The sequence below is a fragment of the Sphingomonas yabuuchiae genome, assembly GCF_014199595.1.
Classification (GTDB): domain Bacteria; phylum Pseudomonadota; class Alphaproteobacteria; order Sphingomonadales; family Sphingomonadaceae; genus Sphingomonas; species Sphingomonas yabuuchiae.
On record NZ_JACHNX010000020.1, the window covers coordinates 17,679 to 30,946 of the forward strand.

At 66.1% G+C, this 13,268-nt stretch carries 10 protein-coding genes, 1 other RNA gene and 1 pseudogene; 8 read left to right on the forward strand and 4 right to left on the reverse strand.

The genetic code is table 11. The features are described 5' to 3' along the window. Positions 1-126: 126 nt before the first annotated feature. Together GGQ89_RS16625 and GGQ89_RS16630 are read right to left on the reverse strand one after the other, a co-directional pair. A complete protein-coding gene (locus GGQ89_RS16625; protein ID WP_184106506.1) occupies positions 127-2,514 on the reverse strand; it encodes a TonB-dependent receptor in 2,388 nt (795 codons plus the stop codon). 322 nt (positions 2,515-2,836) lie between these two features. Beyond that, complete coding sequence (locus tag GGQ89_RS16630; protein WP_184106507.1) at positions 2,837-5,095, reverse strand: NADP-dependent malic enzyme; 2,259 nt, start codon at positions 5,093-5,095, stop codon at positions 2,837-2,839. Positions 5,096-5,227: 132 nt separating this feature from the next. On the opposite strand from GGQ89_RS16630, the gene GGQ89_RS16635 reads away from it, so the two are divergent. From GGQ89_RS16635 to mutS, 3 genes are read left to right on the forward strand one after another with little or no spacing between them, the layout of a single operon-like run. Further along, positions 5,228-5,407: a hypothetical protein gene (locus tag GGQ89_RS16635; RefSeq protein ID WP_056433535.1), complete on the forward strand. Its 180-nt coding sequence runs from the start codon at positions 5,228-5,230 to the stop codon at positions 5,405-5,407. Beyond that, positions 5,395-5,670, forward strand: a complete 276-nt coding sequence (locus tag GGQ89_RS16640) for a type II toxin-antitoxin system RelE/ParE family toxin (protein ID WP_184106508.1) — start codon at positions 5,395-5,397, stop codon at positions 5,668-5,670. Before GGQ89_RS16635 ends, GGQ89_RS16640 begins: the two co-directional genes overlap by 13 nt. A gap of 28 nt (positions 5,671-5,698) precedes the next feature. Then, positions 5,699-8,269 carry a DNA mismatch repair protein MutS gene (gene mutS / locus GGQ89_RS16645; protein ID WP_184106523.1) on the forward strand — a complete coding sequence of 857 codons (2,571 nt, stop codon included), beginning with the start codon at positions 5,699-5,701 and terminating at the stop codon, positions 8,267-8,269. Positions 8,270-8,628: 359 nt separating this feature from the next. On the opposite strand, the gene ssrA is transcribed toward mutS, so the two are convergent. Next, positions 8,629-8,978, reverse strand: a transfer-messenger RNA (tmRNA) gene (gene ssrA / locus GGQ89_RS16650). Between the two features lie 37 nt (positions 8,979-9,015). Between ssrA and GGQ89_RS16655 the strand changes: the two genes are divergently transcribed. Beyond that, positions 9,016-9,447 carry an RrF2 family transcriptional regulator gene (locus GGQ89_RS16655; protein WP_056433595.1) on the forward strand — a complete coding sequence of 144 codons (432 nt, stop codon included), beginning with the start codon at positions 9,016-9,018 and terminating at the stop codon, positions 9,445-9,447. A gap of 169 nt (positions 9,448-9,616) precedes the next feature. Here the strand turns inward: GGQ89_RS16655 and mscL are convergent. Next, positions 9,617-10,068: pseudogene (mscL, locus tag GGQ89_RS16660) on the reverse strand (large conductance mechanosensitive channel protein MscL). A 108-nt stretch (positions 10,069-10,176) separates the two neighbouring features. Between mscL and GGQ89_RS16665 the strand changes: the two are divergent. From GGQ89_RS16665 to GGQ89_RS16680, 4 genes are read left to right on the forward strand one after another with little or no spacing between them, the layout of a single operon-like run. Beyond that, a complete protein-coding gene (locus GGQ89_RS16665) occupies positions 10,177-10,770 on the forward strand; it encodes a LemA family protein (RefSeq protein WP_056433527.1) in 594 nt (197 codons plus the stop codon). Positions 10,771-10,780: 10 nt separating this feature from the next. Next, entirely contained in the window at positions 10,781-11,683 is a 903-nt protein-coding gene (locus GGQ89_RS16670) for a TPM domain-containing protein (RefSeq protein ID WP_184106509.1), read from the forward strand. Position 11,684: 1 nt separating this feature from the next. Continuing rightward, a complete protein-coding gene (locus GGQ89_RS16675) occupies positions 11,685-12,350 on the forward strand; it encodes a TPM domain-containing protein (RefSeq protein ID WP_184106510.1) in 666 nt (221 codons plus the stop codon). Further along, positions 12,347-12,874, forward strand: a complete 528-nt coding sequence (locus tag GGQ89_RS16680) for an NUDIX hydrolase (protein ID WP_184106511.1) — start codon at positions 12,347-12,349, stop codon at positions 12,872-12,874. Before GGQ89_RS16675 ends, GGQ89_RS16680 begins: the two co-directional genes overlap by 4 nt. The last annotated feature ends 394 nt before the right edge of the window (positions 12,875-13,268 follow it).

The window sequence follows — 13,268 nt, forward strand, 5'->3', positions numbered from 1 at the left end:
AGCCCCTCCTCCCGGCAGGGGGGGGGTTTGGGGTGGGGGCAAGGCCCCAAGCGATGGTCTCGGTGAGACTCCTTGCCCTCCCCCATCCCCTCCCGTTTACGGGAGGGGCGTGCATTACGGCTTAGCTCAGAACCCCTTCTTCAGCGTCACGAACCACTGGCGCGGCGCGCCTGCGAGCAGCGTCTGGTTGTCGCCGCTGGCCGTGAAGCCGTTGGTACCGATGGTCGCGATGTAGCGTTTGTCGGTCAGGTTGGTCACGCTGCCCTCGATCGCGAAACCGCCCCATTCCTTCGGGAACCGATAACCGATGCTGGCGTCGACCAGCACCCGGCCCGCCACCGACTGGTCGTTCAGATAGGTGAAGTAGCGCTTCGACATATAGTCCGCGCCGACGCGGCCGAAGAACCGGCTGTCATCATAGACCAGCTCGCCCTTGACCATGTTCTGCGGCGTGTCGACGACGTAACGCCCCTTTTCGGCGAGCAGGTTGCCCGAGCCGTCACGCACCGTCTGTTGATAGGTGGCATGGTTGTAGGAATAGCTGGCCAGCGCCGAGAAGGCCGAGGTCAGGCGGTAAAAGGCCGAAACCTCCGCGCCATAGCTTTCCACGCCGCCGACATTGTTCAGCGTCGGCGGAATACCCTGGATCGCGGTGCCGACCGAATAGGTCAGCAGGCGGTCGGAAAAGTCGATATAATAACCGACCGCCGACAGCTGCAGCCCTCCGGTGCGATAACGCAGGCCGCCCTCGGCCGTCTTCGACTTTTCGGGTCGCACGGTGCCCGTGACCGAGTTGAACGCCGCCTGGCTGATCGAGAAGGGCGCAGCCGTCGCCGCCGCGATGAAGGCGCGCATATTTTCGGTATAGCTGGCGAAGACTTCCGCCTGGTTGCCCAGGTGCAGCACCGCACCGACCTGCGGCAGGAACCAGTCCTCGCTCTTGATCCGCCCGCGTGCCAGCGTGCCCGCCAGCGTGTTCGCCTGGTTACGAACTCGCATCCCCTTCCAGCCGCCGTTGAGGGTCAGCTGGCCGATGTCGAGCGTATCGCCGACCGAATATTGCAGCGTCTCGGTGTCGTACTTGCCGTTCCAGACGGTCGCCATCGGATTGCGCTGGAAATCCAGCGCGCTGCGGTTCGGCGTCGCGGTGTCGGTCATGCCATAGAGACGACGCGCCTGGTGCAGCGTGTTGCTCTCATACCAGCCGGTCAGTTCCAGCTTGTTGGCACCGGTGGTCAGCGCCAGCTTGGCGATCGTGCCCGCGCGGTCGAGGCTATACTCGGTCGTGCGGAACGACAGCGGCGCGGGGTTGGTGATCGGCGTGCCGTCGGCATTGGGCGCGCCCGCTACCGTCGGGCTATAGGGCGTGATCCACGAACCCTGGCCCTTGTTATGGTGGTAATAGCTGGTCGAGGTCAGCGACAGCGCCTCGGTCAGCTTGGCCGCGAAGGTCACGCCGCCCAGATAGTCGCGGCGCAACCCCGCCGCGTCATAATAGCCGTCGTCCAGCGTGATGCCGGTCGGCAGGCCGATGCCGATCCCGGCATAGGGCGCGGAAAAGCCGGTCAGCGACCCGTTATTGGCGCGCGCATAGGCCGCGGCCGCCGCGCCGTTGGTCGCCTGCTTGGCATAGAGGATCGCGAGCGGATAATCGTTGGTGATGTTGTCGTTATAATAGCCGCGACGCTTGATGATATCGAGGCTCAGGTCCTGATAGTCGTTCTCGCGACGATCCGAGAAGTTGAAGAAGCCGGTGATCGATCCCCGGTCGCCGAAGTCCTTCACGATCTTGGCATTGGCCTGATGCTGGCGCTGGCTGCCGAAACCCTTCCACTTGTCGGTGGTCAGATAGGAATAGCTCAGATAGCCCTTCAGGCCGCCGCCCAGGTCGCCGCTGTCGGCGCGGACGAAGGCGCGGATCGTGTCGTTGCTGCCATAGGTGCCCGAGGCGGCGAGCGCGGCGGTGTCGGACGGCGCGCGGCTGGTGAACTGGATGGTGCCGCCCAGATTGCTGGTCGAGGCGGTGCCGAGCGCACCCGCACCCTGCGCCACGCTGGTCGAGCCGATATTCTCGGAAATGATCGCGCGGCTGATATGCAGGCCGTTGGTCGGACCATAGCTCATGTCGCCCAGCGGCACGCCGTCGAGCGTGAAGCCCAGCTGGTTCTGGTTGAACCCGCGAAGCGAGATGCGGGTCGACCATTCATAGGCCCCGAACGGATCGGCCGCCTGGAAATTGACGCCCGGCAGCTTCGAGATCGCCTTGAGCGGCGACGTGCCCGGGGTCAGCCGGCCGAGATCGGCGGCGGTGATCGTCTGCACCTGGCGGCTCTGGCCGAAACCAAGCACGACGACATCGGCCGGGACATTGGCCTGCTCGCCCTCGGGCGCGGGATCGGCCGCGACCGGATCGGTGGTCGTGCCGGTGACGGCGGCCTGTACGGGCAGGGTCTGCGCCGACGCACCCGATGCGATCAGCGCCAGCGGCGCGACACCGATCAGAAACTTTACCATGTAATCTGGCCCCCAAATGGCTCGTTAACCCAATGGAGCGGGCGCATGGGGCCGGTGCGTGACACCGTGGCGACAGCGTAATGACCGGAATGTGACGGGGTGGAGTTGTGGCTTCGCGGTCACGTACTTTTCCTCCCCTGCAAGGGGAGGGGGACCAGCGAAGCTGGTGGAGGGGTGTTACCACTTGCGAGGATGGCGGAACCTCGCACAGCGCCCCCCTCCGTCAGGGCTTCGCCCTGCCACCTCCCCTTGCAGGGGAGGCAAAAAAGGGGCCGGGCAACTTCTGCTGCCCAGCCCCCCCTTTCTTACCGTCCGACGAAGATCAGCGCGCGATGCCGCCCGCCGCCAGCACCGCCAGCGTCACCAAGTCCCCGGCGGTCGAGGTCATCGGCGCGATCTGCACCGGCTTTTCCATACCGATCAGCATCGGGCCGATCATGCTGTCGCCGCCCAGTTCGCGGAGCAGCTTGGCCGAGATATTGGCGGACTGGAGCCCCGGCATGATGAGAACGTTCGCCGGACCCGACAGGCGCGAGAAGGGGAAGTTCGCCATCTGCTTGGGGTTCAGCGCGACGTCGGGCGACATGTCGCCTTCATATTCGAACCCGACCTGCCGCTTGTCGAGCGCGAGCACGCCGTCGCGGACATTGTCGATCCACTGGCCTTCGGGATTGCCGAAGGTCGAATAGGACAGGAACGCCACGCGCGGCTCATGCCCCATGCGACGGGCGACCGCGGCGGTGCGCTCGGCGATGTCGGCCAGTTCCTCGCCCGAGGGACGCTCGTTGACCGTGGTGTCGGCGATGAAGACGGTGTGGCTCTGCCCGACGAGCAGGTGGATGCCGAACGGCACCTTGCCGTCAACCGGATCGATCACCCGGCGGATCTCGCGGAAGCTCTGCGCATAGGTGCGGGTGATGCCGGTGATCATCGCCTCGGCCTGGCCCAGCTGGAGCATGACCGAGCCAAAGATGTTGCGGTCCTGGTTGATCATCCGCTCGGCATCGCGGCGCAGATAGCCGCGACGCTGGAGCCGCTGGTACAGGAAGTCGACCATCTGCGGCACCATCTCCGAGGTGCGGCTGTTATGGACTTCATATTCCTGCGGGTTGGTGACGCCCAGTGCCGCCAGACGGTCATACACATCGTCGCGACCGACCAGCACGGGGGTACCGTAGCCGCCCTCCTTGAAGGCGATGGCGGCGCGCAGCACCACTTCCTCTTCGCCCTCGGCGAACAGCACGCGCTTCGGATGCGCCTTGGCACCCTCATAGGCGAGGGTCAGGACCGAGGTGGTCGGGTTGAGGCGCGCCCGCAGCTTCTGGCGATAGGCGTCCATGTCGAGGATCGGCCGCGTCGCCACGCCCGAATCCATCGCCGCCTTGGCCACCGCCGAGGGGACCAGCTCCATCAGGCGAGGGTCGAACGGCGCCGGGATGATATATTCCGGGCCGAAGCTGTGCTGCGTGCCATAGGCCAGCGCCACTTCCTCCGGCACGCGCTGGCGCGCCAGTTCGGCGATCGCGTTGGCGGCGGCGATCTTCATCTCGTCATTGATGCCGGTCGCGCGCACGTCGAGCGCGCCGCGGAAGATGAAGGGGAAGCCGATGACGTTGTTGACCTGGTTCGGATAGTCCGAACGGCCGGTCGCGACGATCGCGTCGGGGCGCGCGGCCTTTGCCAGCTCGGGGCGGATTTCCGGCTCGGGATTGGCCATCGCGAAGATGATCGGCGACGGCGCCATGTCCTTGACCATCTCGGGCTTCAACGCACCCGCCGCCGACAGGCCCAGGAACACGTCCGCGCCGTGCAGCGCCTCGGTCAGGGTGCGGCGATCGGTGGCGGCGGCATGCGCCGACTGCCATTGATTGACGTCGTCGCGGCCCTGATAGATCACGCCGGTGCGGTCGCACATGATGACATTGTCGTGGCGCACGCCCATCGCCTTCATCAGCTCGGTACAGGCGATTGCCGCCGCGCCCGCGCCGTTGACGACGACCTTGATCTCGTCCAGCCGCCGCTTGGTCAGCAGGCAGGCGTTGATGAGACCCGCTGCGCAGATGATCGCGGTGCCGTGCTGGTCGTCATGAAAGACCGGGATGTTCATCCGCTCGCGCAGGGTCTGCTCGATGATGAAGCATTCCGGCGCCTTGATGTCTTCCAGGTTGATGCCGCCGAAGCTCGGCTCCATCAGCTCGATCGCGTCGATGATCCGGTCGACATCCTCGGTCTTCAGTTCGATATCGATCGAGTCGACATCGGCGAAGCGCTTGAAGAGGACGGCCTTGCCCTCCATCACCGGCTTGGACGCCAGCGCGCCCAGATTGCCGAGGCCCAGGATGGCGGTGCCGTTGGAGATGACCGCGACCAGATTGCCCTTGGCCGTATAGTCGTAAGCCGTGGCGGGGTCTTCGGCGATGGCCAGCACCGGCACCGCGACGCCGGGCGAATAGGCCAGCGCCAGATCGCGCTGCGTCGCCATCGGCTTGGACGCGATGATCTCGATCTTGCCGGGGCGTCCCTCGGAATGGAACAGCAGGGCCTCGCGCTCGGAGAACTGGTCGGTGGGTTCGTCGGACATGCGCGCGGCCTTCGATGCTGTGGATACAAGGACGCTACGGCTCTTGAAGCTTTCGGGCGTGGCTGACAACCCTGTCACGCAGCCCTTTTGCCGCCCTAGGCAAGGCCAGCCATCAGCCTTATAAGTTCATCTATGGAGCATGAGCCCGGCATTTTCGAGCAGCGCGACGAGGCGGCGGAACTGGCCGCCGACGAACGCGCGCTTGTGGATTTTCGGGCCGGCCGTTTCGTGCCGCATGAGAAGATGGCCGAATGGCTGAAGACCTGGGGTACGCCCGATCGCAAGCCCCTGCCCCGCGAATGGCTCGAATAAGCTGGTCGATCCAGGCCTCGCCGCAACTTGCCGCGATCGTCGATTATCTGGAAGAATTCGATCCTTCTGCAGCCCGGCGATTGGGTGCGCGATTGCTAGAACTCGCTGATTCCCTCCGGGAATTTCTCAATCGCGGCCGACCGATTCCGCAGGGTCGTCGCGAGATGGTGACGGTTCGCCCCTATATTCTGCGTTATGTCCATGAGGGCGATACGGTGGTGATCCTCGGTATCCGCCATGCCGCCCAACTCTCCGAAGATTGAAGAAGTGCCGATGACCACCCCCACCCCGATGATGGCGCAATATCTGGCGCTGAAGGCCGAGGCCGAGGATTGCCTGCTCTTCTACCGGATGGGCGATTTCTTCGAACTGTTCTTCGACGATGCGCGCATCGCCTCGGGCGTGCTCGACATCGCGCTGACATCGCGCGGGGAGCATGAAGGCGAGAAGATTCCGATGTGCGGGGTGCCGGTCCATGCCGCGACCGCTTATCTGCAGCGCCTGATCAAGGCCGGGCACCGCGTCGCCATCGCCGAACAGACCGAGACGCCCGCCGAGGCCAAGGCACGCGGCGGGTCCAAGGCGCTGGTCGCGCGCGGAATCGTGCGGGTTGTCACCGCAGGCACGCTGACCGAAGAGGCGCTGCTCGACGCCAAGTGCGACAATTGGTGCGTCGCGATCGGTGAAGCGGGCGGTGCGGTGGCGCTGGCTGCCGCCGACATCTCGACCGGGCGGTTCGTGGTGATCGATGTGAAGGCCGACGCACTGGGGGCAGAGCTGGCCCGCCTGGCCGCCGCCGAAGTGGTCGCCGCCGAGAATGCGGTCCATGCCGATGCCGCGACGACGTTGCGCCCCTCTTCGACCTTCGACAGCGGGAGCGGCGAGGACCGGCTGAAGCGGCTGTACGGCGTCGCCACGCTGGACGGGTTCGGCCAGTTCAGCCGTGCCGGGCTGTCGGCGGCAGGCGGACTGGTCGCCTATCTCGACCACACCGCCAAGGGGGCCCTGCCCTTTCTGCGCCCACCCGTGCTGTCGCAGGCGGCGGGCGCGATGGCGATCGACGCGGCGACGCGCGAGAGCCTGGAGCTGACCCAGACCGCGAACGGGCAACGCAAGGGCTCGCTGCTCGATGCGGTCGACCGGACGGTGACGGGCGCGGGTGCGCGGGCGCTGGCCGGGGATATCGGCGCGCCGCTGATGGACCGGGATGCGATCGAGGCGCGGCTCGATCTGGTGCAGCATTTCCATGACGATGCCGCGCTTCGCGAGCGTTTGCGCGCGGCCTTGCGGGCGCTGCCCGATATTGGCCGTGCCATCGGCCGGATCGCGGCGGGGCGTGGTTCCCCGCGCGATCTGGGGCAACTGCGGGATGGACTGGACGGGGCCTGGGCGTTGTCCGAGCAACTGACCGACGGCCCTCCCCTGCTCCGCGAGACGACGCCCCGTTTGCGTGGCCATGGCGCCCTGATCGACCTGCTCCGCCGCGCGCTCGTCCCCTCGCCGCCGATCGAGGCGAGCGAGGGCGGCTATATCGCGGCGGGCTATGACGTGGCGCTCGACGATCTGCGCGATGCGGGTGCGGGCGGACGCCGCGCCATCGCCGCGCTGGAGGCGGAATTCCGCCAGAAGACTGGCATCGCCGCGCTGAAGATCCGTCACAACGGCGTGCTCGGCTATCATGTCGAAGTCCCTGCGCGTTCGGCCGATGCGCTGATGAAGCCGGAGTCGGGCTTTACCCATCGCCAGACGCTGGCGGGCGTGGTCCGCTTCAACACGCCCGAGTTGCACGACGTCGCCAGCAAGGTCGCGCAGGCGGGCGCCCATGCGCTGGCCGCCGAGGCCGCACATCTGGAGGAGCTGACCGCCGCCGCGCTCGCCTCGCGCGAAGGGATCGCCGCGACGGCGGATGCGCTCGCCCGGCTGGACGTCGCAAGCGGCCTTGCGGAACGTGCGGTGGAGGGCGGCTGGGTCCGGCCCGAACTGGTCGACCATGCCTGTTTCGACGTGACGGGCGGGCGGCATCCGGTGGTCGAGGCGGCAGTGGCGCGTTCCGGCGAGCGGTTCGTCGCCAATGACTGTTCGCTGTCGGAATCCTCGCGGCTTTGGCTGGTTACCGGCCCGAATATGGGCGGTAAGTCGACCTTCCTGCGTCAGAACGCGGTGATCGCGGTGCTGGCGCAAGCCGGGTCCTATGTGCCCGCCACGCACGCCAAGATCGGACTGGTCGACCGGCTGTTCAGCCGGGTCGGTGCGTCGGACAATCTTGCGCGTGGGCGCTCGACCTTCATGGTCGAAATGGTCGAGACGGCCGCGATCCTGGCGCAGGCGACCCCGCGCAGCTTCGTCATCCTCGACGAAGTAGGACGCGGCACCTCCACCTATGACGGCCTGGCGATCGCCTGGGCGGTGGTGGAGGCGATCCATGAGGATAATCGCTGCCGCTGCCTGTTCGCGACTCATTATCACGAACTGACCCGGCTGGCCGAGCGGTGCGAGGCGCTGTCGCTCCACCATGTCCGCGCGCGCGAGTGGAAGGGCGAACTGGTCCTGCTGCACGAGGTTTCGGAAGGGCCGGCCGATCGCTCCTACGGTCTGGCGGTCGCACGACTGGCGGGGATGCCGCCGACGACGGTGGCGCGGGCCAAGGCGGTGCTGGCCAAGCTGGAGGCGGGCCGCGCCAAGACCGGCGGGCTGGCGGCGGGGCTGGACGACCTCCCGCTGTTCGCCGCCGCGGCGCAGATCGAGGAAGAACAGTGCGATGCGATCCGGGCGGAGGTGGAGAAGCTCGACGTCGACGCCCTGTCGCCGCGCGAGGCGCTGGATGCGCTGTACAAGCTGAAGGCGTTGGCGCGGGAGGGGTGAACGAGCCCCTTCCCGCTTACTCGCTTCTTCGACCCCGGCGCAGGCCGGGGCCCAGGCTCCACGCAGCCTAAAGCGCGCTATGATCGTGAGAGGGAGGCAATCGGTATCCCGCCTTCGATGACTCACCGCAACTGGGCCCCGGCCTTCGCCGGGGTCGAAGAGTAGAGAAGACAAATCTTCCCACCTCCGTTCAGCCTGAGCGAAGTCGAAGGCCACGCGACAACGCCCGGCGGCACGCGCAGCCCAGACACGTTGACTTCGCTCAGGCTGAACGGCTGCCGAAGACCGGCGATCGGCCTGCGCTCACATCAAGAACAGGAAAGTGGGGAGCTTCTGTTGCCCGGTGCTCCCCGTACCGCTGGATTCCCCTTCTGTTGCCCGGTGGGGTCCGACCGCGCTATTTTGGTGTAATGTCAGGCCGTGAGGCCCTCAATTACGCCGCAATCGCGAGTGCTTCGTTATCGTTGGCACTTGTGTATATGGGCCGTTGCGGTGGTCCCATTCCGAACGAAAACAGCGCTTTTCAACACACGTCGATCCTGGTTCGGCCCCGTCAGAAACGGTGTCCAAGTACACCACCTTTTATGGTGGAGCCGCCGGGTACTGCCCCCGGGTCCGCTGCGTCTATTACTCGCCGCAGTTTATCGTCATAGCCGGGTGAAACCCGGCAAAAGGGGATATAGGAAGCCCGGCGGCATTACGCAAATGCCTTTCGCTCGCCCCATTTTGGGTCCATGGAGGCGGCCATGTTGACCCAGCGGTCCCGTTATGCGCTGCGCGCGATGCTGTTCCTGGCGGAAATGCCGGTGGACGGGCCGCCGACCTCGATGACCCGCATCGCGGCCGAGGCCAATGTGCCGCGCAAGTTCCTGGAGCTGATCCTCGCCGACCTGAAGGGCGCGCAACTGCTCGACAGCCAGCGCGGCAAGATGGGGGGTTACCGGCTGGCACGGCCTGCGCATCTGATCTCGCTGGGTGACATCATCCGCACGATCGAAGGGCCGCTGGCGCTGGTGCCGTGCGTCAGCCGGACCGCCTATCGCCCGTGCAACGACTGCAAGAGCGAGGCCGACTGCGCCATCCGCCATGCGATGATGCGCGTGCGCGACGAGACGGCGCGGATTCTCGACGGTACCAGCCTGGCGGATGCGACGGCCAAGAAGCTGGCGGCGGCTTAAGCCCTTTACCCAACATCGCGCCACCCCGGCGAAGGCCGGGGTCCAGTTGCGGTGAAGCAACGGAGGCGGGGCGACGCCGCCTCCCAAGCGACGTTGCTGCGCGTCACGGGCTTGATGGCAACTGGGCCCCGGCCTCCGCCGGGGAACACCAGCCTTCTGATTTAAACGCTCAGGGGCGCCGCGCGCGCAGTTCGTCGCGGATTTCGCGGAGCAGCGCGACATCGGCGGGTTCTGCCTTGGGCTCGGCGGCGGCGACGGTTTTGTCCTTCTCGAAGATCGCGGTCGCACGATTCACGGTGCGGATCAGCAGGAAGATGATGAAGGCGACGATCACAAAATTGACCGCCTGCGTCACGAACGCGCCATAGCCGAGCAGCGGCACGCCCGCTTTCTCAGCGCGGCATAATCGGTCAGCGAACCCGTATAATTGGCGGGTATCGGCCCCATGCGCAGGAAATAGCTAGAGAAATCCAGCCCGCCGAAAATCTTGCCGATCACCGGCATCAGCACATCGTCGGTCAGCGATGTCACGATCTTGCTGAACGCCGCCCCGATGATGACCGCCACCGCCAGATCGAGCACATTGCCCCGCGCGATGAAGGCGCGAAATTCCTTGAGCATCGCCAACTCCCTCTATTCGATGAACTTTCAGGCTATCGTCGCTTTTGCCCTTCGCCAAGCGCCTCACGCGTCTTATATAGCCGATACAGTTGACGGAGGAATATTCGAATGCGTCGTCCCGTTCTTGCCCTGACCCCGGTCGTGATGGCCGTCGCTTTGTCCGGCTGCGGCATGAACAGCGTGCCCACGGCCGAGGAAAATGTGAACGCGAAATGGGCCGACGTTCAGGCCGCCTATCAGCGCCGCGCGAACCTGATTCCCAATCTGGAAGCCACCGTGAAGGGTGCCGCCGCCTCGGAAAAGTCGATCCTGACCGAGGTGGTCAACGCGCGCGCCAAGGCGACCTCGGTCCAGGTGTCGGGTGACGACCTGTCCGACCCCGCCAAGATGCAGCAGTTCGCGGCAGCGCAGGGCCAGCTCAGCGGCTCGCTCGGCCGCCTGCTGGCCAATGTCGAGGCCTATCCGAACCTGAAGAGCCAGGACAATTTCCAGACCTTCATGAGCCAGCTCGAAGGCACCGAGAACCGCATCAACATCGCGATCGGCGATTACAACAAGGCGGTGCAGGCCTATAACACCCGCATCCGTACCTTCCCCGACGCGATCGGTGCCAAGGTGTTCTACGGCGCCAAGCCCAAGACCCCCTATCAGGCGACCACGCCGGGCGCCGAGAATGCGCCCAAGGTGAATTTCGGCGCCTGATCGTATTCTCATGCCCCGGTTCACCCGGTTGCTTCGCCCGGTCCTCGGGCTCTGGCTGATCCTCTGCGCCGTCCCCGTGATGGCGCAGACCTTTCCCAAGCTCGACGGGCTGGTCGTCGACGCGGCGAACAAGATCGATCCCGCGACCAAGGCGCAGTTAGAGGCGAAGCTGAAGTCTCTGCAAAAGGATACCGGCCGCCAGCTGGTGGTCGCGACGATCCCCGACCTGCAGGGCTATCCGATCGAGGATTATGGCTATCGGCTGGGCCGGGCCTGGGGCGTCGGCCTGAAGGACGCGAACAACGGCGCGATCCTGTTCGTCGCGCCCAATGAGGGCAAGGGCCAGCGCGGCCCCCGGCTGGAGGTCGGGCGTGGGTTGGAGCCGATCCTGACCGACGCCTGGTCGTCGCAGATGATCCGTACGCTGATGATCCCGCGCCTTCGGGAATCGAGCGACATATCGGGTGCCCTGAACGCGGGCGCAGACGCGGTCATCGCCCAGCTTCGCGCCTCGCCCGAGGAAGCCCAGGCCAAGGTGGCCGAGGCCGCCAAGCAGTTCGACCGCGAGCATCGCCGCGGCGGCAGCGATTCCAACGGCTTTCCGATCGTCATCATATTGGTGATCTTCATCGGCGGCTTCGTCCTGCTGTCGATCCTGCGCCGCAGACAGGGCCAGCGTTTCCACGACGATGACGACGACGATCGTGGGGGCGGCGGCGGGCGTCGCGGCGGCGGGGGCTGGCCGATCATCCTCTGGGGTCCCGGCTGGGGCAGCGGCGGCGGATCGGGCGGCGGCTGGAGTTCGGGCGGCGGCTCGTCCGGCGGCGGCAGCGACGGTTCGTGGTTCGGCGGCGGCTTTACCGGCGGCGGCGGGGGCGATTTCGGCGGCGGCGGCGCATCGGGGGATTGGTAAGATGTTGAGCGAAGCCGATAGCGATCTGGTCACCGCCGCCGTCGCGCGCGCGGAGGCGACGACGGACGCGGAGATCGTCACCATCGTCGCGCCCCGGTCGGACGAGTATCGTGATATCGCCTTGTGGTATGCGACCGCCACCATGCTGCTGGTGCCGCTGTTCGCCGCGCTTTTCCCCGATCTGGGGTTGAAGCTGCTCGCACTGATCCATGACGCCTGGAGCGCGCCGGGTGAGGACCTGATCCTGGGCGTGCTGATGCTCGCGCAGATTCTGGTCTTCGGTCTGGTCTTCGCGTTGCTCGGCCCCGTCGCGCGCCGCATCGCGCTGGTGCCCAAGAGCATCCGCCATGCCCGCGTCCGGGCGCGTGCCGTCCTGCTGTTCCGCGTCTCGGCCGAGCGACGGACCGACAGTCGCTACGGCGTTCTGCTCTACCTCTCGGAGGACGAGCATATGGCCGAGATCGTCGCCGACTCCGGCCTGACCGGCAAGGTCGGGCCGGAAACCTGGGGCCGCGCCATGGCGGTGATGCTGCCCCATGTCGCCAAGGGCCATGTCGGCGAAGGGCTGGCCGCGGCGGTCGAGCGCATCGGGCTTGTGCTGGCGACACATTTCCCCAAGACGGCGGCCGACACCAACGAACTGCCGGACAGACCGATCTCGCTATGACCGATCCCCGTATGGACGCCCCCCTCGAAACCCTGGCCGAGGGGCGTTTCCTGGCGCTGCGCAAGCGCGGCACCTGGGAATATGCCGACCGACCGCGCGACATCCGCGCCGCCGTCATCCTCGCGATCGAGGACGGCCATATCCTGCTGGTCGAGCAATTCCGCATTCCGCTGGGCCTGACCTGTCTGGAAATGCCCGCCGGATTGATCGGTGACGAGACCGAGGGCGAAGCGGTGCTCGACGGCGCCGCACGCGAGCTGGAAGAGGAAACCGGCTATCGCCCCGCCCGGATCGAGGCGTTGGGGGAATTCTGTTCCTCGCCGGGCATGACGTCGGAGCGTTTCACCCTGGTTCGGGCCACCGGGCTGGTGAAGGTCGGCGAAGGCGGTGGCGATTCGGACGAACAGATCGTCGTTCACCGGGTGAGGCTGTCCGAGGTTTCCGCCTTCATCGCCGAACGCCGCGTGGCGGGCGTGGCGGTCGATGCCAAGCTTCTCTTGCTTTTGGGTGGCGGCATCCTCTGAATTCACGCGAAGCCGCGAAGACGATTTATCGCGCGGAGACGCGGAGGCGCGGAGAGGTCTTGCTCGCGGCAGCGAAATATCTCTTCAACCGGCCGTTTGTCATGCGCGCCCGATGCCACCAGACACGCCACCTCTGCGCTCTCTGCGCCTCTGCGCGAACCAATTCACAAATTCTTCGCGTCATCGCGGCTTCGCGCGAACACATGGTGACACGCCGGAACCGACGGGCAGGTGCCAAGAAACTTTGTTCGCGCAGAGGACGCAGAGAGCATGGCGCGGGAGCAACATACCGCTCTAATCAGCCGGTTTTGAAGCGATCCTGATGTCGGAGGGCGAGACACCTCCGCGTCTCCGCGTCTCCGCGCGAACCAACCCTCTCAAGCGCCACGCGCGA

Bases quoted from the DNA above. Each gene is read 5' to 3' on its own strand.
- GGQ89_RS16625 (WP_184106506.1), bottom strand. From the start codon at position 2,514: ATGGTAAAGTTTCTGATCGGTGTCGCGCCGCTGGCGCTGATCGCATCG.
- GGQ89_RS16630 (WP_184106507.1), bottom strand. From the start codon at position 5,095: ATGTCCGACGAACCCACCGACCAGTTCTCCGAGCGCGAGGCCCTGCTG.
- GGQ89_RS16635 (WP_056433535.1), top strand. From the start codon at position 5,228: ATGGAGCATGAGCCCGGCATTTTCGAGCAGCGCGACGAGGCGGCGGAA.
- GGQ89_RS16640 (WP_184106508.1), top strand. From the start codon at position 5,395: ATGGCTCGAATAAGCTGGTCGATCCAGGCCTCGCCGCAACTTGCCGCG.
- mutS (WP_184106523.1), top strand. From the start codon at position 5,699: ATGATGGCGCAATATCTGGCGCTGAAGGCCGAGGCCGAGGATTGCCTG.
- GGQ89_RS16655 (WP_056433595.1), top strand. From the start codon at position 9,016: ATGTTGACCCAGCGGTCCCGTTATGCGCTGCGCGCGATGCTGTTCCTG.
- GGQ89_RS16665 (WP_056433527.1), top strand. From the start codon at position 10,177: ATGCGTCGTCCCGTTCTTGCCCTGACCCCGGTCGTGATGGCCGTCGCT.
- GGQ89_RS16670 (WP_184106509.1), top strand. From the start codon at position 10,781: ATGCCCCGGTTCACCCGGTTGCTTCGCCCGGTCCTCGGGCTCTGGCTG.
- GGQ89_RS16675 (WP_184106510.1), top strand. From the start codon at position 11,685: ATGTTGAGCGAAGCCGATAGCGATCTGGTCACCGCCGCCGTCGCGCGC.
- GGQ89_RS16680 (WP_184106511.1), top strand. From the start codon at position 12,347: ATGACCGATCCCCGTATGGACGCCCCCCTCGAAACCCTGGCCGAGGGG.